At 49.8% G+C, this 17622-nt stretch carries 18 protein-coding genes; 7 read left to right on the top strand and 11 right to left on the bottom strand.

Translation table 11 applies throughout. The annotated features are described in order from the left end of the window. Positions 1-20 precede the first annotated feature (20 nt). From DCW36_RS17460 to DCW36_RS17450, 3 genes are read right to left on the bottom strand one after another with little or no spacing between them, the layout of a single operon-like run. Positions 21-1154, bottom strand: coding sequence for a DegT/DnrJ/EryC1/StrS family aminotransferase (locus DCW36_RS17460; RefSeq protein ID WP_114781385.1), 1134 nt, complete (start codon positions 1152-1154; stop codon positions 21-23). Continuing rightward, positions 1144-1800 (bottom strand): acetyltransferase, encoded by a 657-nt coding sequence (locus tag DCW36_RS17455; protein ID WP_114781384.1) that lies wholly within the window; start codon positions 1798-1800, stop codon positions 1144-1146. Before DCW36_RS17455 ends, DCW36_RS17460 begins: the two co-directional genes overlap by 11 nt. Continuing rightward, positions 1797-2426, bottom strand: a complete 630-nt coding sequence (locus DCW36_RS17450) for a sugar transferase (protein ID WP_317127256.1) — start codon at positions 2424-2426, stop codon at positions 1797-1799. The genes DCW36_RS17455 and DCW36_RS17450 overlap by 4 nt, the downstream gene beginning before the upstream one ends. Positions 2427-3018: 592 nt before the next feature. On the opposite strand from DCW36_RS17450, the gene ispE reads away from it, so the two are divergent. Further along, on the top strand, positions 3019-3828 hold the full coding sequence (gene ispE, locus DCW36_RS17445; RefSeq protein ID WP_114781382.1) for a 4-(cytidine 5'-diphospho)-2-C-methyl-D-erythritol kinase: 810 nt from the start codon (positions 3019-3021) through the stop codon (positions 3826-3828). On the opposite strand, the gene DCW36_RS17440 is transcribed toward ispE, so the two are convergent. From DCW36_RS17440 to tgt, 3 genes are all read right to left on the bottom strand, one after another. Next, on the bottom strand, positions 3784-4734 hold the full coding sequence (locus DCW36_RS17440) for a DMT family transporter (RefSeq protein ID WP_114781381.1): 951 nt from the start codon (positions 4732-4734) through the stop codon (positions 3784-3786). The two genes, ispE and DCW36_RS17440, sit on opposite strands and share 45 nt — an antisense overlap. After that, complete coding sequence (locus DCW36_RS17435) at positions 4734-5810, bottom strand: LptF/LptG family permease (RefSeq protein ID WP_114781380.1); 1077 nt, start codon at positions 5808-5810, stop codon at positions 4734-4736. Before DCW36_RS17435 ends, DCW36_RS17440 begins: the two co-directional genes overlap by 1 nt. Positions 5811-5966: 156 nt before the next feature. Further along, on the bottom strand, positions 5967-7097 hold the full coding sequence (tgt, locus tag DCW36_RS17430; RefSeq protein ID WP_114781379.1) for a tRNA guanosine(34) transglycosylase Tgt: 1131 nt from the start codon (positions 7095-7097) through the stop codon (positions 5967-5969). Positions 7098-7472: 375 nt separating this feature from the next. Here tgt and DCW36_RS17425 point away from each other — a divergent pair, with 375 nt between their 5' ends. From DCW36_RS17425 to rsmG, 3 genes are all read left to right on the top strand, one after another. Continuing rightward, positions 7473-8576 (top strand): glycosyltransferase family 2 protein, encoded by a 1104-nt coding sequence (locus DCW36_RS17425; protein WP_114781378.1) that lies wholly within the window; start codon positions 7473-7475, stop codon positions 8574-8576. Next, a complete protein-coding gene (locus DCW36_RS17420) occupies positions 8567-9175 on the top strand; it encodes an RNA polymerase sigma factor (RefSeq protein ID WP_114781377.1) in 609 nt (202 codons plus the stop codon). The genes DCW36_RS17425 and DCW36_RS17420 overlap by 10 nt, the downstream gene beginning before the upstream one ends. Before the next feature lie 347 nt (positions 9176-9522). Next, positions 9523-10161 (top strand): 16S rRNA (guanine(527)-N(7))-methyltransferase RsmG, encoded by a 639-nt coding sequence (rsmG, locus tag DCW36_RS17415; RefSeq protein ID WP_114781376.1) that lies wholly within the window; start codon positions 9523-9525, stop codon positions 10159-10161. Positions 10162-10212: 51 nt separating this feature from the next. Here rsmG and DCW36_RS17410 read toward each other — a convergent pair whose 3' ends face one another. Continuing rightward, positions 10213-11112, bottom strand: coding sequence for a YheT family hydrolase (locus DCW36_RS17410; protein ID WP_394344818.1), 900 nt, complete (start codon positions 11110-11112; stop codon positions 10213-10215). A 187-nt stretch (positions 11113-11299) separates the two neighbouring features. On the opposite strand from DCW36_RS17410, the gene DCW36_RS17405 reads away from it, so the two are divergent. Together DCW36_RS17405 and rpsT are read left to right on the top strand one after the other, a co-directional pair. Beyond that, entirely contained in the window at positions 11300-11719 is a 420-nt protein-coding gene (locus DCW36_RS17405; protein WP_114781374.1) for a hypothetical protein, read from the top strand. A gap of 248 nt (positions 11720-11967) precedes the next feature. After that, positions 11968-12231, top strand: a complete 264-nt coding sequence (rpsT, locus tag DCW36_RS17400; RefSeq protein ID WP_114781373.1) for a 30S ribosomal protein S20 — start codon at positions 11968-11970, stop codon at positions 12229-12231. Between the two features lie 237 nt (positions 12232-12468). Here the strand turns inward: rpsT and nadE are convergent, their stop codons facing one another. From nadE to DCW36_RS17380, 4 genes are all read right to left on the bottom strand, one after another. After that, on the bottom strand, positions 12469-14352 hold the full coding sequence (nadE, locus tag DCW36_RS17395; protein WP_114781372.1) for an NAD(+) synthase: 1884 nt from the start codon (positions 14350-14352) through the stop codon (positions 12469-12471). 197 nt (positions 14353-14549) lie between these two features. Continuing rightward, positions 14550-15290, bottom strand: coding sequence for a ribonuclease III (gene rnc / locus DCW36_RS17390; protein ID WP_114781371.1), 741 nt, complete (start codon positions 15288-15290; stop codon positions 14550-14552). Beyond that, complete coding sequence (gene fabF / locus DCW36_RS17385; RefSeq protein WP_114781370.1) at positions 15290-16543, bottom strand: beta-ketoacyl-ACP synthase II; 1254 nt, start codon at positions 16541-16543, stop codon at positions 15290-15292. Before fabF ends, rnc begins: the two co-directional genes overlap by 1 nt. 63 nt (positions 16544-16606) lie before the next feature. Next, positions 16607-16843 (bottom strand): acyl carrier protein, encoded by a 237-nt coding sequence (locus DCW36_RS17380; protein WP_114781369.1) that lies wholly within the window; start codon positions 16841-16843, stop codon positions 16607-16609. 350 nt (positions 16844-17193) lie between these two features. Between DCW36_RS17380 and DCW36_RS17375 the strand changes: the two genes are divergently transcribed. Then, positions 17194-17622: an IPExxxVDY family protein gene (locus DCW36_RS17375; protein ID WP_114781368.1), complete on the top strand. Its 429-nt coding sequence runs from the start codon at positions 17194-17196 to the stop codon at positions 17620-17622.

Genomic DNA, 17622 nt, shown 5'->3' with positions numbered 1-17622 from the left:
TTTATTCTACATTTCAGCTCCTACTCCCTAACCTCCCGCAAAATCACCTTCACCACCTTCTCCAGGTCCTCTTCTGTTAAACTACTGCTGGAGGGAAGGCAGAGGCCTTTGCCAAAAAGCTTTTCACTTAATCCGTTACCAAAGTAGGGGGCATCCTTGAACAGCGGCTGCAGGTGCATGGGTTTCCAGAGCGGGCGGGCTTCGATGTTCTGTGCTTCCAGGGCTAGGCGCAGTTCTTCAGGTGATTTACCGGAGGTAGCATCTAGTAACACGGTGGTAAGCCAGCGGTTGGAGAAACTGCCTTTGGGCTCGGGCAGGAAACTGATGCTTTCGCGCTGCAGGTGCTGCTTATAATAACTGAACACCTCCCGGCGCTGCTTTACCCGTTTCTCCAGCACCTCCATTTGTCCGCGCCCGATACCGGCTGCAATGTTGCTGATGCGGTAGTTGTAGCCCATGGTGGTGTGCTCGTAGTGCGGAGCCTGTTCCTTGGCCTGAGTCGACAGGAAACGCGCCTGTTCTGCCAGTTGCTCGTCTGCCGTAACTAAGGCGCCGCCGCCGGAGGTCGTGATAATCTTGTTCCCGTTAAACGAGAAAATACCGATGTGTCCAAAGGTGCCGAGTTGGTGGCCGCTGTAGCGGGAGCCAAGTGCTTCGGCAGCATCTTCCACAACCGGAATATCGTACTTCTGCGCTACTTCCAGCAGGTCTTTCATGTTAGCAGGCATGCCGTAGAGGTGCACCAGCAGGATACAGGTTGGTTTCTTCCCCAGCTTCAGTCGTGCCTGTATCGCCTGCTCCAGCGTGTCGGGGCACATGTTCCAGGTTTCGGCTTCGCTTTCGATAAAAACAGGTGTAGCGCCTACATACAGAATGGGGTTGGCTGTGGCTACAAACGTGAAGGTGGAGCAAAGTACCTCGTCGCCGGGCTGCACGTTGAGCAGGCGCAGGGCCAGGTGAATGGCTGCTGTGCCGGAGTTTAGAGCTACAGCGTGACGGGCGTTGGTGTGTTGGCAGATGTCGTGTTCAAAGCCCGGGATGTTAGGGCCGGCCGTAGTTACCCAGTTATCTTCCAGCGCCTTTAGCACATAGTTACGTTCATGGCCGCCCATGTGCGGCACTGATAAGAAGATGCGGCCAGGCTTATAGTTCATGCGATTTTATGATTTTGGCAGGTACGCCTGCCGCTGTACAGTTATGCGGAATGGCAGTAGTTACGACAGCGCCTGCCCCAATGTGACTGTGGTTGCCGATATGCAGCCCCTGAAGAATGGCGGCATTGGCGCCAACAAAAACACCTTCTTCCAGTATCGTGTTGCCTGCCAGATTAACGCCCGGCATCAGCGAAACATACGCGCCCAGGGTGGTGTCGTGGCCGACGGTGCAGTTTAAATAAACAAGCGCATGCTTTCCGAGGCGGATGTTGGTGGTAAGCACAGCTCCCTGGAATACCACCACGCCCTCTGCCAGCTGCACAAACTGGTAAGGCTTTGGCTGTGCAAGCGGGTGTACCAGGGCCGGGAAAGAGAGCAGCGGGTTCTGCTGCAGTCGTTCGGCTAGTTGCTGTTTTATTTTCGGCAGGCCAATGGCAATCACCACGCTCAGTTCTTCTTTTGCATCTGCCAGGTCCGGGATGTTGCCAAGCCAGGGGAGGCCATTGATATGCGTACCGGACAGAGAGGTATCGTCGTCGTAAAAGCCCAGGATGTTCCATTGCGGCGCAACATCATTTATCTGGTGCAGCAGCACCAGTACTTCGCGGCCCAGTCCGCCGGCACCTACGATGGCTATGTTTTTCATGCGATGGTTGTTTCTCCTGTAAACTTAGGAACGGTGGCAAAGCCCTCGCTGTTCACACCGGCGCCGCTCCACACTTTCCGGAAGGTTCTGTACAAAATCAGGGCATCTGTTTTAAACGACTGGTGCTGCACGTACCACACATCCAGCGCAAATTTCTGTTCCCACGAAATAGCATTCCGTCCGTTGATCTGAGCCCAGCCGGTAATGCCCGGTTTAACATGGTGGCGCCTTGCCTGTTCTTCGTTGTAAAGCGGGAGGTACTCCATCAGGAGCGGGCGGGGACCTACCAGGCTCAGCTCCCCACGAAGTACGTTGTAAAGCTGTGGTAGCTCGTCCAGTGACGTTTTCCTGATCCAGCTACCCACTTTGGTCATGCGCTCTTCGTCCGGAAGCAACTCGCCCTCGGCATTGGTTAGGTCAGCCATGGTTTTGAACTTGTAGAGGTAAAAAGGCTTGCCATGCAGACCGGGGCGCTGCTGCTTAAAAAGGATTTTTCCCTTGTTCGCGACCGCTAAACACAGCGCTACCAGCAACAGGAGGGGGATACTCAGGAAGAGCATCACCGCTGCCAGCGTTACATCAGTAATAGGTTTTACGAGCTTTAGGTACATTGCTGCTTTTGCCACTTCTACGAAGTTACAACTTTATATGGTTCCGAATAGTTGCCTGGAGGCTTAAATTGTTAAATGGCTGAATTGTTTAGTGGATTTAGCAGCCAAAAAAGTTTTCTGCTCCTGCCTCCATTGCCTCTGCTGCTTGTCTGAACCTTTGATTTACAGTGATTTTTCTGATTTACCTGATTTTGATCTTGCACGATTATTTGTCTGAATCAGGATTTACAGAATTTTAGGATTTTCAGGATTAGGTTTGTCTGGACAAGATTAAGAAGATTTAAGGAAGAACAGGATTAGGTTTGTCTGTGGTTCGTGCAGGAGACGCGGGCACCGCGTCTCTACAGCTATACCCCCAACCGCTCTACAGCTATACCCCCAACCGCTCTACAGCTATACCCCCAACCGCTCTACAGCTATACCCCCAACCGCTCTACCTTTCTGTTACAGGGTTGAAGATTTTCAACCCCTACAAAATAACTACCTCTCTACCTCTTTACCTTTCTACCTCCTAAACTCTTAAACTCCCAAACTCCTCAACTCCCAAACTCCCAAATTTTCCTCCCCAATAACAGATAACTAACCACCAATAACTATTTTTGCACCTATGCTTGATTTTCCGAATGCGAAGATAAACCTGGGGTTGTTTGTTACGGCAAAACGACCGGATGGCTTTCATAATTTAGAATCGGTGTTTTACCCGGTGAAGTGGTGCGATGCGCTGGAGGTGCTGCCTGCGCCTGAGCTGAATTTTACCATGAGCGGTTTGCCTGTGCCTGGTAACCCGGACACGAACCTGTGCCTGAAGGCCTACAAACTGCTGCAGGAAAAGTACGGACTGCCGCCCGTGCAGATGCACCTGCATAAGGTTATCCCGATGGGTGCCGGACTGGGAGGAGGCTCTGCCGATGCTGCTTTCGCCCTGAAGCTGCTGAACCAGCTCTTTGAACTAAAGCTAACCGAGGATGAACTGGAAGACTATGCCCGCACCCTCGGCAGCGACTGTGCCTTCTTTATCCGGAACAAACCGGTACTGGCAACGGAGAAAGGCGATGTGTTTACGCCCATTGAACTGGATTTAAGCGGATATGCCTGCGTGGTTGTCTATCCGGGTATTCACATTACAACGGCCGAAGCGTACGGCAGCATCAGGCCAACAGAACCAACTGTAAGCATAACCGACGTGCTGAAGCAGGGGGTGCATACCTGGAAGCATACACTTAAAAATGATTTTGAAACGGCGCTGTTTCCGAAATACCCGGAGCTGGCAGCTCTGAAGGAAAACCTGTACGAAGCCGGTGCTGCCTTTGCCTCCATGACCGGTTCCGGGTCGGCTGTGTATGCTTTGTTTAAAGGAGACGTTCGCGCAAACCTAGTCTTTCCCAATCACTATCTTGTTTGGGAAGGCGTGCTTTAACTGTTCTGCTTTTCGCTTTACCCTGCGTTCTGCATAAGTATCAAGCACCGGGTAAATAAAGACACTCAGTAGAATAACACCTGCGCCGTAATAAAAACCCACCGATAGCTGCTTATCTTCATCAAAAATAAACCAGGCCAGCATGATGCCATAAACAGGTTCCAGGTTGACGGTCAGGTTCATGGCGTACGCGGTAATTTTCTGCATCAGGCGAACTGCGGCTGTGTAGGCGTATACGGTGCAGGCTAAGGTAAGCACCAGCAGGAACAGCCAGTCATTCAGGCCAAGGCTGAAGTCGAGTTTTCCGTCGGTTGCAAACAAGGACATGTACAGCGGGAAGAACAGCAGCGTGCCGATGCAGGCACCGATCATTTCGTAGCAGGAGATGGTGGTGGAAGGGTATACTTTGGCCAGCCGGGCATTGATGATCGTAAAAAGAGAGCCAAACAAAGCAGAACCAACCGCCATGGTTATACCCACTGCATGGTCGAATTCAAACCGGAAAATGATGTAGAGCCCCAGCATGATGAGCAGGGCCAGCAAGATCTCGTGGGGCTTCACTCTTTTCTTTGTGAACACCGGCTCCAGGATGGCGGTCCAGAGGCTGCATGTTGCCAAACCAGCCAGGCAGATAGACACCGAAGCCACCCGTGCCGAGGTGAAAAAAAGAATCCAGTGTGCGGCAATCATCAACCCAACGCCCATAATGGAGAGACCGGCACGCCAGCCCAACCGGAAGCGGGTGCCCCGCTGGTAAATGATGGCGCCAAGTGCCACAGCCGTAATCAGTGTTCGCAGGAAAACCAGTTCTACGGTTGGGATGCTGATCAGCTTGCCCAGGATGGCGGTGAAGCCCCACAGGAATATGATAAAGTGGAGCTCCAGGTAATCTTTAAGACGTGGCATTAACGGGGAATGTAACGGTAGAGTAAGAAACCAATGCCGGTAAAAATAAATGTCGGTACCCAGGCCGCATACTGCGGTGCCAGGTCTCCTACCTGCGCCAAACTGCGGCTGGTGATCACGAAGATAATGAACACGAAGGCCAGGAAGAACCCTAAGGCAATCTGCACGCCCACGCCCCCTCTCGCCTTACGCGCACTTACAATCACACCAATGACGGTAAGAATGATGATGGCAAAGGGGTAGCTGTACCGCTCGTACTTCTCGATCAGGTAGGTTTCGATGTCGTCTGCGCCGCGCTCTTTCTTCTGCCGGATAAACTTGTTCAGCTCCGTCAGGGTCATGGTCTGCTCCAGTTTGTAGGTGCTTTCGAAATCCTTGGGGTACATGTTCAGCGTAGTGTCGAGCGCGGTTCCTTTGTAAAGCGTTTCCTTTTCGCCGTCGAAAGTGCGGAGCGTGTAGTTGTCCATGTGCCACTTTTCGATTTCCGGTTTCCAGGAGATGTAGTAGGTGGTGAGCTTCTTTTTAAGGGTGGTGCCTTCTATGGTTTCTAAGGCAAAGTTATAACCCACATGGTGCGTGTTATTATAGCTTTCCATGTAGGCATAGGTATCAGGCGCAATTTTCATGTGGATGTTGCGTCCTTCGTAGGTAAACGGGCTCTTGATATACTTTACCTGGAAGGCCACACTCTTTTTGTTCGCATTCGGAATCACCCACCCGATCAGGCCGAAGATCATCACACCAATAAGGGAAGCGCCAATAATGTACGGCACCAGTAAGCGTTTAAAGCTGACGCCGCTGCTCAGGATAGCCACTATCTCGGTATGTGCCGCCAGTTTGGCCGTAACAAAAACAGTCGCAATAAACACCGTGATCGGGCTGAGCATGTTGGCATAGAACGGGATCAGGTTCAGGTAATAGTCGAAGAAAATCTCATGAGCCGATACATTGTTCTTGATAAAGTCGTCGTTTTTCTCCGTAAAATCAATCACGCAGATAATCGCCACCAGTATCAGCACCACAAACACATAGGTGGTGAGGAATTTCTTCAGGATATACTTATCGAGTAACTTCATTTTTAAAGTTATGAGTTAAGAGTTAAAAGTTATGAGTGGAAATTTGAGTTGGTTTTACTATACATGTTAGCAGGTCTGCCTGCTGCTGTAGCAAGTAAGGCTTATCCTTACAGAAGATAACAACTCTTAACTCATAACTTTTAACTCTTAACTAATTTAAAGTCTTGTCATCAGTTTCTTTACCATTAAATCTTTCCAGTCCCGGAAAGTTCCGTTCAGGATCTGCTGGCGAGCCTGCTTTACCAGCCACAGGTAGAACGTCAGGTTATGCACGCTCGATATCTGCGCGCCCAGCATTTCGGTGCTGTGCACCAGGTGGCGCAGGTAGGCTTTGCTGTAAAAAGTGCTTGCATAGCCACCCAGTTCCGCATCTATCGGCGTGTGGTCGTTTGCCCACTTCTGGTTACGGATATTAATGATTCCTTGTGTTGTAAAAAGCATGCCGTTGCGGGCATTGCGGGTGGGGAGCACGCAGTCGAACATATCCACGCCCAGCGCAATGTTTTCGAGGATGTTGGCCGGTGTGCCTACGCCCATCAGGTAACGCGGCTTGTCCTTTGGCAGGATGTCGCACACCAGCTCCGTCATCTCGTACATCATCTCGGCCGGTTCGCCCACCGACAAGCCGCCGATGGCGTTTCCTTCCCGTCCGAAAGAAGCAATGGTCTCTGCCGATTTTGCCCGCAGGTCTTTGTAGGTGCTGCCCTGCACAATCGGGAAGAGCGTCTGGTTGTACCCGTATTTCGGTTCGGTGCTGTCGAAGCGGTCGACGCAGCGCTGCAGCCAGCGGTGTGTGCGCTCCATTGAGTTTTTGGCGTAGGTGTAGTCGCAGGGGTAGGGGGTGCACTCGTCGAAGGCCATGATAATGTCGGCCCCGATGGTACGCTGCGTGTCCATTACGTTTTCCGGGGTAAAGTGCAGCGTAGAGCCGTCGATGTGCGATTTAAACTTCACACCGTCTTCTTTTATCTTTCGCGTGCCAGCCAGCGAAAAAACCTGGTAGCCGCCGCTGTCGGTGAGGATGGGGCGGTCCCAGCCGTTAAACTTGTGCAGTCCGCCTGCCTGCTCCAGCACGTTCAGGCCCGGGCGCAGGTACAGGTGGTACGTGTTGCCCAGGATTATTTCGGCCTTCACATCTTCCTTCAGCTCGCGCTGGTGTACTGCTTTAACAGTGCCTGCCGTACCTACCGGCATAAAGATGGGCGTTTCGATGGCGCCATGCTCGGTTTGCACCACCCCCGCACGGGCTTTGGACTGTGTATCGTTTGCGACTAATGTAAATTGCATAGTGTTAGAGTGCCGGCGTTATAGCTACAAAAATAACGCCACAGGCAGCTGTCGGTTTCGTTACCAGTTTGTGTGCTGCCTGCTGATGCTTGTTTTTGAACCCGCAAAGATACAAACTACCCTGCCACAAACCATTTTTTTAAGGCGCTAATTGGTGAATGTGTTAATGTGCCGGTTTTCCTGGTTTTAGTTGTTGTAGGTTGGTGTCCTCTCCTGAATTGTTCATGTAGAAGTGGCTTGTAATTGGCTGAAGAATGGCTAATTTTGGCGCTTCCTTGGAAGAAATTAGAAATTTTAACGTGCCGACGGTAACCAAAGGGAGGCGCTTGCAAACAATTTAACAATTAAGCCATTCAACCATTTAACTGCTAAAATTTGATCGTACCTATACTCCTGGGGGCGCTGGCTTTTTGTGTGCTGGTGCAACTTTATTATAATTTATACTACTTTTTGCCGTTAACCAAATACAGCGACCCGGAAACATCCGAGCGAAAACCTGTTTCTGTTATCGTGGCGGCGCATAACGAACTGGAGAACCTGATGGAGCTCCTGCCCCTGCTGCTGGACCAGGAATACCCGGAATACGAGCTGGTGGTGGTAGACGACCGTTCCGACGACGACACCGAATTTTACCTGTACGAGCTGGCCAAGCAGTATCCTTTCATTAAAATTGTCACCATTCAGAAAACACCGGAATACCTGAACGCTAAAAAATATGCACTGGCACTGGGCATCAGGGCCGCAAAGTACGAACATCTGCTGTTTACCGACGCCGACTGCCGCCCCTGCAGCAGCCATTGGATAGCGAAAGTGCAAAATGGCTATGCAACAGGCGCCGATGTGGTGCTGGGATACTCGCCCTACGTGCAACTGAAAGGTTTTTTAAATCATCTCATCAGATATGAAACCTTCCTGACCGCAATTCAGTATTTGTCTCAAGCAAATAAGGGACACGCCTATATGGGCGTCGGCCGAAACTTATCTTATACCAAAGCGTGTTTCTTTAGAAACAAAGGATTTGCATCCCATATTAAAATTACCGGTGGCGATGATGACCTGTTCATTCGCGATGCCGCAAACAATAGTAAAGTAAGTATTGTTATTAACAAGGAAGCGCAGACAGTTAGTATTCCCAAAAAGACGTTTCGGGAGTGGCTTGTCCAGAAAAGAAGGCACATGTCTGTCGGGAGGGTATATAAGCGGGACGTAAGAATAAGAATCGGGACATTTGTTGTTTGTAATATTCTTTTTTACGTACTATTACTAGTGACTCCCTTTTTTTATAGCTATTTAGCTATATTGGCCGCCATAGTTGCTCTCAGGTATTTGATCGTGTTGCCGGTGTATGCACTGGCTGCCCGCAGGCTCGAAGAGAAGATACCATTGCTGCTGTTGCCTGTTCTGGATGTGGTCTATTTTTTTAACTACCTGTTCCTTGGGGTTTCTGTATTAATGTTTAAGAAAATCAGATGGAAGTAAATAAACAATTCTCCGCAAAAGCGAAACACGACTTTAAGTTAATTCAGGCTGCCGTTGAAGAACACGACGAGAAAGCGTATGCCGAATTAATGAGTATCTATAAAAAGCCTGTGTACCACGTGGTGCTGAAAATGGTGCGCAATCCCGACGATGCCGAAGACCTGACCATTGAGGCTTTTGCCAAAGCATTCCGCAACCTGCACAAGTTTAACCCGGAGTACGCCTTTAGTACCTGGCTTTTCCGGATCGCCACCAACAACTGCATCGACTTTATCCGTAAGAACCGGATCAAAACCATGTCCATCGACTCGGCTATTAAAATTGACAATGGCGACGAGATCACCATCGACTTCAAGGACAAAAACCTGAATCCGCAGGAAGAAGCTATTAAGAACCAGAAGATCGAGATTATGCAGTACGTGGTGGCCAAGCTGCCCGAAAAATACCAGAAACTCGTAACACTGCGTTACTTCAACGAACTAAGCTACGAAGAAATAGCCACAGAGCTAAATGCACCGCTCGGCACCGTGAAAGCACAACTGCACCGCGCCCGCGAGCTGCTCTATGACATGGTGAAGAACAAAAAACATCTGATTTAGAAAATATTGAAATAAGGTTGATTATTGATTAGAAGCCCCGGCCACTGCCATTGTAGCCGGGGCTTCGTTCTTTCAGAAGTATTGCTAAATTTGCTGTTGGATTTGAGAGTTTGGGAGTTAGAAAGTTTAGGAGTTAGAGAGTTTAAGAGGTTGAAAGGTAGGGGGTATGGCTGTAGAGAAACGGGCACCGCGTCTCCTGCACGAACCACGAGCCTGTACGGGCTACAAACAACTCCAATCCTGATAATTCTAATATTCCGTAAATCCTGATTCTGACGATTAATCGTGTACGATCAAAATCAGGTAAATCATAAAAATCACCGTAAATCAAAGGTTCAGACAACTACATGCCACACACAACTGCTATACGAACACTGCTTGCGGGTTACTTCCCGGAGTTAACCGATGATCAACTGGAAAAGTATGAGCAGATGGGGCAGCTGTACCGGGAGTGGAACGAGAAAATCAATGTGATCTCGCGGAAAGATATCGACCAACTGGGCGTGCACCACATCCTGCACTCGCTGGGTATTGCCAAAGTGGTGCAGTTTCCGGCGCATACGGCGGTGCTGGATGTAGGTACGGGCGGAGGTTTACCAGGCTTGCCATTGGCTGTCATGTTCCCGGAGGTACGGTTTCACCTGGTCGATTCTATCGGGAAGAAGATCCATGTGGTGGAGGAGATTGCACGGGAGCTGCACCTGCACAATGTAACAGCCGCTCACACGCGTGCAGAGCAGGTGCGTGAAAAGTTTGATTTTGTCGTGAGCCGTGCCGTTACCCGCCTGGCCAATTTCTACCCCTGGATAGCCAACAGCTTCAAGAAAACCGATTTGCCCACCAAAGGGCTTTACTACCTCAAAGGTGGCGACTTAACCGAAGAGATTGCCGAATCGGGTTTGATTACCCAGTTGTTTGATCTGAAAGATTATTTTAACGAAGAATTCTTTGAGACGAAGAAGGTCGTGTATGTGCCGATGCCATAAGCAGCAGCAGAGGCTGTGGTGGCAGGTGCAGCAGACTTCTTTTCTTCAAATCTACTCCTCTTCCAGCAGAAACTTCAATGCTCTGGCCTCTGAGTAGTAAAGATCGTTTCTGAAATCTTCGGCAAAGCCCACGTGTCCGCCGCCTGCGGGCGCTTCGAAATAAAAGTGCGGATTCTGTTCTGCGGCGCTTACCGGGAAGCACTCTTTCGCCAGGAATGGGTCGTTGAGGGCGTTCACCAGCAGCGTTGGTACCTTAATCTTTGGCAGGAACTGCTTGGAGCTGGAGCGGGCATAATAGTCGTCGGCACTCGCAAAGCCATGGATCGGGGCCGTAAAGCGGTTGTCGAACTCCAGGAACGACCACATCAAATTATAATCACTTAGATCGAGCGCCTCCGGGTACAGCTTCTTTTTCTGCGCCAGCTTTTGCTCCAGCGACTTCAGGAAGCGGCGGGTATAAATTTTCGAAATTTTTTTAGCAGAGCTTTTCAGGTCGATGGGTACCGAAAAAACGGCGGCCCGCTTTACCTGCTGCGGCACCAGTTCCGGCGCCTCGCCCAGGTACTTCAGGCTGATGTTGCCGCCCGCGCTGAAGCCGACGAGGTAGACGGTGCTGTAGTTGCCTGCCTGCAGCGCGTGCTTCACCACAAAATCCAGGTCGTCGGTGGCGCCCAGGTGGTAGGAGCGGAGCAATTTGTTGGGCTCGCCGCTGCAGCTGCGGTAGTTCCAGGCCAGCGCATCCACGCCACGCTGGTTAAAGGCTTTCACCATGCCCTTGATATAAGGCCTTTCCGTATCGCCCTCCAGCCCGTGCGAGAGGATCAGCAGTTTATCTGAGCCTACCCGCGACCAGTCTGCATCAATAAAGTCATCGTCTGGGGTAAAAAGCCGCTCCCGCTCATACGTAACCCCCTCCACCTGCCTGAACAGGGCAGGTATGATGGTTTGCATGTGGCCGTTAAACAGGTAAAACGGCGATCTGAAACTGGACGACAAAAGCGGCATGATGCGTAAAAACTGCTGGATTAAATATTAAAATTAGATGATAAACAGCTTTTTTTAACGATTAACACAAAAAGTGTATATCATTATTCTGTTTATTACGTAACAAGCTTTATTACAAAAATGTTTTAAACTTATGGAAATATTAGCAAAACTGAAAACTGTAACATATGCATTAATGATCGGTGTATTTATGTTTGCCTGTAGCCAGGAAACACGAGAAGAAACAAACGCCGAGATAGACGAAATGCAAACCGAAGCAACCGACGCAGCTGTTGAAACAGACAGGGAATATAATGATTTTGAAGTTTGGGTAAATGAGAACGAAGCCAAGGCCGAAACTGCTACCGAGCAGGAGTGGGCTGAGCTGAACGCCGAGTACGACAGGCGCGAGGCAGAACTGGAAGCCAGAAGCAGTACCTGGGACGAAGAAACGAAACGCGAGTGGAATGAGCTGAAAGGTCGTTGGGAAAGAACCGAAAACAAGGTTCAGGAGCGGCTTCGTGGAGTGGAAGATGTGGATGTTGACGTAGATGTACACAAGGACCATCAGTAATTAACAGCTAATGCAGGAAACCTCCGGTGCAGCAAGTAAACTGCATCGGAGGTTTTTTTTGTCCCTTCTCCCGGAAAACAGGGAAGAATGCTGGAAATACAGGAATTCCGTTGTACTTTTGGAGCCGGTAACGAAAAGCTTTTAGCAGATATTTATCGGGCCGGGCTTTGGAATTTAAATTTCAAACCTATACCTTTGCAAACTCATTTACGGATTAGATTAAAGCACAAAACATATCATAAATTCATATGGCTAACCATAAGTCGGCATTAAAAAGAATCAGATCAAACGAGGCGAAACGTCTTCGTAACAGATATCAGGCGAAAACAACCCGTACTTATATCAAGAGGTTGAAAAATACGACTGACCAGACAGAGGCGCAAGAGCTGTTGAAGACAGTTTCTTCTATGATTGACCGTTTGGCTAAGAAAAACATCATCCACAAAAACAAAGCTGCCAACAACAAGTCTAAGTTAACGAAATACGTTAACAGCTTAGCTACTGCTGCTTAGTTTTTGTAGACAACTTCTCTGAGAGCCTTGCACGAACGTGTAAGGCTTTTTGTGTTGTTAAAGGTTTTGCATTGCCATTTGATCGAAAATATTTGTGCTGCACCACCCACCACACTCACTGCTGCTGAAATTTATATGCAGTAACGTCCAGTACGGTTGCAGCCTTTGTGTTACCGCAAAAAGAAAACCGGCAACTCTGCTCATGCAAAGTGCCGGTTTCTGAAAATCGGGTTAAGCTTAATCGTTGATGGTACGTAGCTCTTCGCCAAAGCCGCCGCTTAAGATCGGGAAGCGTAGCCAGCTTCGTGGGTCCAGGTTGTAATCGTCGAGGTGGAAGGAGGGGGCATAGCGCTCACGCTTCCACTGGTTGCGCGACCACAGCGCATAAAATTTTCTCACATAGGCTTCGGCCTGTTCTGTGCCGGCTACATCATTCGTGATCAGGTGCTCAAAGACCTGCTTGGGCGATAAACGATCATGAAACGCCAGCCGCTCTATCAGGTTCAGAATATCGTAAGGCATCAGGTCCTTTTCGTCGGTCTGCGACTCGGAGGCCGGGCGTAGTTCTGCGGTTGGCTGCAGCTGGTTCACATGCTGTAGCCCCTCGTACCCCAGCGCCTCCTGCATCCAGATCAGGAACTGCCGGATAAAGGCCTTGTCGATGCCGGCAATAGGCGAGATGCTGCCGGCCGTGTCGCCATCCATCGTAGCATAGCCTACGGCTGCTTCGCTTCGGTTGGAGGTCGCCAGCAGCAGCGCGTTGTTGATGTTGGCCAGCATCCAGATGGCAGGAGCACGTACCCGGGCCTGTATGTTCTGCAGTGTAATATCGTCCTGCTCCCAGGTCAGGGGCCGCTCAATTGCATCTTCTATTTTGGAAATGTAGCCACTCACTTCATCGTCGATGGTCCAGCTGTGGAAAACGGCGCCAATGGAGTCGGCCAGTTCTTTGGCGGAGTTGTAGGTTTCGTCGGAGGAGTTAACGGTGCCCTGGTAGGCGCAGGTAAGCAAGAGACCCGTCAGCTCCTTTATCGCCTGCTCTACCGGGATAGAGTCAAAATAATCCATGTCGTGCATCGAGAACATGCGTGTTTTAGCCACAAACAGCAGAACACCCAGGCTCTGAACACCCCGCTTCACCATTTCGGCCACGGCTACGGCACAGCACGAAGAGTCGGCGCCACCACTCAGCGAGAGCACAAAACCACGGCTGCGGCTCTTGCGCATGTAATCGAACAGGGCCAGGCTCAGGGCGGCAATCAGCTCTTTGTTCTCATCAATCGGCGGGAGGTACTCTATGATGTCTGTTATCTCAGGATTCTCCCCGAAGCACACCTCGGCCACTTCCAGGTCTACATCTTTAAAGCAGAGCAGGTCGTTGCGACGTATCGGTTTGCCGTTCTGTGCGATCAGTACTTCGCCGTCGTAGATCATGCGGCCGGCTTCGTTACCCAGCAGGTTGGCATAGAGGTAAGCGCACTGGTACTTCTTTGAGGCCTCTACCACCAGCCGGTACCGCAGATCCGTTTTGCTGAGGGCAAAGTGGCTGGCGCTCGGGTTCAGGATTAACTGCACACCCTTGGGCATGTGGCGTTCCGCAGGGCGATTCGGTCGCCAGGCATCCTCGCAAATTTCGAAAGCGAATTTGATGCCTTTCTCCTCATAAATAATATCGCCGAGCGGGTAGCGCTGCCCCATCATCTCGAACTCCCGTACCTCGTTGGCCGGCCAGGGCGTAAACCAACGCGGCTCGTAATGCACCCCATCCCGCGCCAGGAACTGCTTGGCCGTAAAGCCCACTATTTCTTTGTTGCGGATAACGCAGGCCGTGTTGTACACATCCCGTTCAAAGATTATATGGATGCCAACGCAAACGGTAAGGCCGTCGCACCACTCCTTTATTTCGAGCAGCTTTTCGAAGGCGCTGTCGGCAAACCAGGGGCTCAGGAACAGATCTTCGCAGCCATAGCCTGTAATGCACAGCTCCGGTAGCAGCAGAATATCGGTGTTATGGGTTTTCGCCTCGTCGATGGCATTCTTGATGTTCAGGAGGTTTTCCTCCCATGCCATTGGGGTCTGGTTTAGGGCAGCCCCCGCCAGTATTAGTCTTATATCTTCCATATCAGGTTGTCTAACGCAACTAAAGGAAGGCAAGTTAAGCTTTGTTGGAATAAATTAGTACCCCGGAGCAGGGAAAACTACAAAGTAGCAGGGGGCGGTGCCAGTAAAGGAGCAGCGGCTGTGGTGGCAGCTGCAGAAAGCTTTTGCTAGCTAAAGGAAAGGCGAAAAAGTAGGTGCGGAGAAAAGCAGCTGGTAAGCTAGGATATATTCAGGAACTCCAGCGATTTTTCGGCGGCAGACTGGTCTGCTTTTTTCTTGGAAAGGCCCACGCCCACGGCAATCGGTTTGTTGTCGATGTACACCTCGCAGGTAAATTCGGTGGTGTTGCCCTGCTGCTTGCGGTTTACAATTTCGAAGCGGATGTCGAGGTTCTGGCTTTGCGCCCACTCAATCAGCTTGCTCTTGAAATTGGAAGTGGTGGTGGTGAGGCTGTGCAGGTCGATGTACGGCTTGATCAGCTTGTTGAGTACAAACAGCTTGGTTCTGTCGTAGCCTTTGTCCAGGTAAATAGCGCCTACCAATGCTTCCAGGGCATTGCCATGAACCGATTTGTGGCGGTTGTTGTAGCTGGAAGTTTCGACCTTCACCAGCAGGTTAAGGCCGATTTTTAAGGCAATGTGGTTAAGCGATTCGCGGTTAACAATTCGGGAGCGGATTTCGGTCAGGAAACCTTCGTCTTCGTACGGGAACTTCTTGAATAAGTGTTCGGCCACAATGGCGCCCAATACAGCATCGCCCAAAAACTCCAGGCGCTCGTTTGTTTCATGCTTGCCGGCAGCCGCCTGGCGTGCAAACGAGGTATGGGTAAGGGCAAGCTTGTACAGGCGTATATTATCGGGTGTGACGCCTATAATACCGGCAATGGCACGTACCAGGTCTTTATCTTTTGTAAAAATACGTTGGTATATACGCCTTACCGGCTTGATAGGTCCAAACACTAATCTTTCAATTGTCGGAATAAAACTGAAGTATTGTGGCCGCCAAATCCGAAGGTATTGCTTAAAGCTACCTTAACTTCGCGCTCCTGTGCTTTGTTAAATGTAAAGTTCAGACCAGGATCGAAGCTTTCGTCGTCAGTAAAGTGGTTGATGGTAGGAGGTACCAGCTGGTTCTGGATAGCCAGGATAGAAGCAATAGCCTCGATTGCACCAGCCGCTCCCAGTAAGTGCCCGGTCATGGACTTGGTAGAGCTGATGTTGAGCTTATACGCATGCTCTCCGAACACCTGCTGAATAGCTTTAACCTCGCTTACATCGCCCAGCGGCGTAGAAGTGCCGTGCACGTTGATGTAATCAACGTCCTCGGGTTTGATGTTGGCATCGCGCAGTACATTCTGCATTACCGTGAGCGCACCCAAACCATCCGGGTGTGGAGCCGTGATGTGATACGCATCGGCAGACATGCCGCCACCAATAACTTCGGCGTAAATTTTGGCGCCACGTGCTTTGGCGTGCTCATATTCTTCCAGGATCAGTGCTCCGGCGCCTTCTCCCAATACAAAACCGTCGCGGTCTTTGTCGAAGGGGCGGGAAGCAGTTTCGGGAGAATCGTTACGCTCCGAAAGGGCTTTCAGGGCATTAAAACCACCTACACCGGCTTCGGTTACAGCAGCCTCAGAACCACCGCTCACAATTACATCCGCCATACCCAAGCGGATATAGTTGAACGAATCGATCAGGGCGTTTGTGGCAGAAGCACAGGCAGACACCGTTACGAAATTGGGTCCGCGGAAACCATACTTAATAGAGATGTGACCGGCGCTGATATCGGCAATCATCTTCGGGATGAAGAACGGGTTGAAACGGGGAGTGCCGTCGCCGTTTGCAAAATTAACACATTCTTCCTGGAAGGTACGCAGGCCACCAATGCCGGAACCCCAGATCACACCCACGCGGGCAGGATCGTAGGTGCCATTGAGCAGATTAGAGTCGTTTACGGCCTCTTCTGCTACCACCATGGCGTACTGGGAAAAAGGGTCCATTTTGCGGGCCTCTTTGCGGTCGAAGTAGTTGTCAGGGGAGTATCCTTTTACTTCACAGGCAAACTGGGTCTTGAATTTACTTGCGTCGAAACGTGTAATAGGCGCAGCGCCACTCACGCCATTCGACAGGCCATTCCAGTATTCTGAAACGGTGCTTCCAATTGGCGTGAGTGCGCCCAGCCCAGTGACTACAACTCTCTTAAGCTCCATAAGCTGTTAGTAGAGGATAGATAGTAGAAATTTAACTAAAATAAAATAAAGGGAACAGGTAGATTATTTAGCGTGCTCTTCAAGATAGCTGATAGCCTGACCTACTGTGGCAATGTTTTCAGCCTGATCATCCGGAATAGATACGTTGAATTCTTTTTCGAATTCCATGATAAGCTCAACAGTATCTAGTGAATCAGCGCCAAGGTCGTTTGTGAAGCTAGCCTCTGGAGTTACCTCTGCTTCTTCAACACCAAGCTTATCGATGATAATAGCCTTTACTTTTTCTGCGATTTCTGACATTTTTCTTATAGTTTTTTAAAACACTGTGCAAAGAAATATATTTCGGAAGACAATATCAAAAAAAATTACTTGATGCGCCTGTTTAAAGTTTGTACGGGGCACTTCGGAAGGCTCGTGCTAAAACTTTTCCATAGATTTTAAGAGCCTGTTACAGGGTAACGTTTTACGCTGCTAGGTGGTTATATATTCTGTAAATGTGCTTTGTGTGGCTCTAAAGCCCTATTTTCCTTTTTGATATTTACAAGTAAAATGGGTATTCAAAAAGATGATATATATCTCCCGCTAAAAGTTTTACATTTCTGTGTAGTTTTCTTCGGAAGAATCTTATTTTTGGTGTTCTTTGCATTTCTATGAAAAAACTACGCCTCGACACTGAATACGACTATGGGTTTGAACTCTATGGAGTGGCAACTGCCACCAAGGAGTACAAACTTGCCTGGCTGCTTAACAAGCTGCTCAAGTTCCGGCTGGTTAAACAAACAGATTTGTGCTACCAGTTGCAGGGGCATGTCCGTTTTTTAATTTCCAATTACCAGTATCATACCGAACACAGTGTGGTAAGGTTGTTCCGGAATAAAGCACTGGATTCCAACCCCGCGAGAGGCACATTTCTTCTCCCCGATATTAAAGAGTTTGATTATATTGTACAGGTAGCAGGCGCACTGAAAGACTTCTGTTCGCAGGAACTGGTAGACAAACTGCACCTGAACCCGGTAGTACAGCATGTCAAAAAAATAGACCCATTAACATTATATAATAAGGATAATCTGATCTTCTGA

The sequence above is a fragment of the Botryobacter ruber genome, from assembly GCF_003347595.2.
Classification (GTDB): Bacteria; Bacteroidota; Bacteroidia; order Cytophagales; family Hymenobacteraceae; genus Pontibacter; species Pontibacter ruber_A.
Note: the sequence above shows the minus strand (reverse complement) of the source record. Positions and strands in the feature narration are given on the sequence as shown.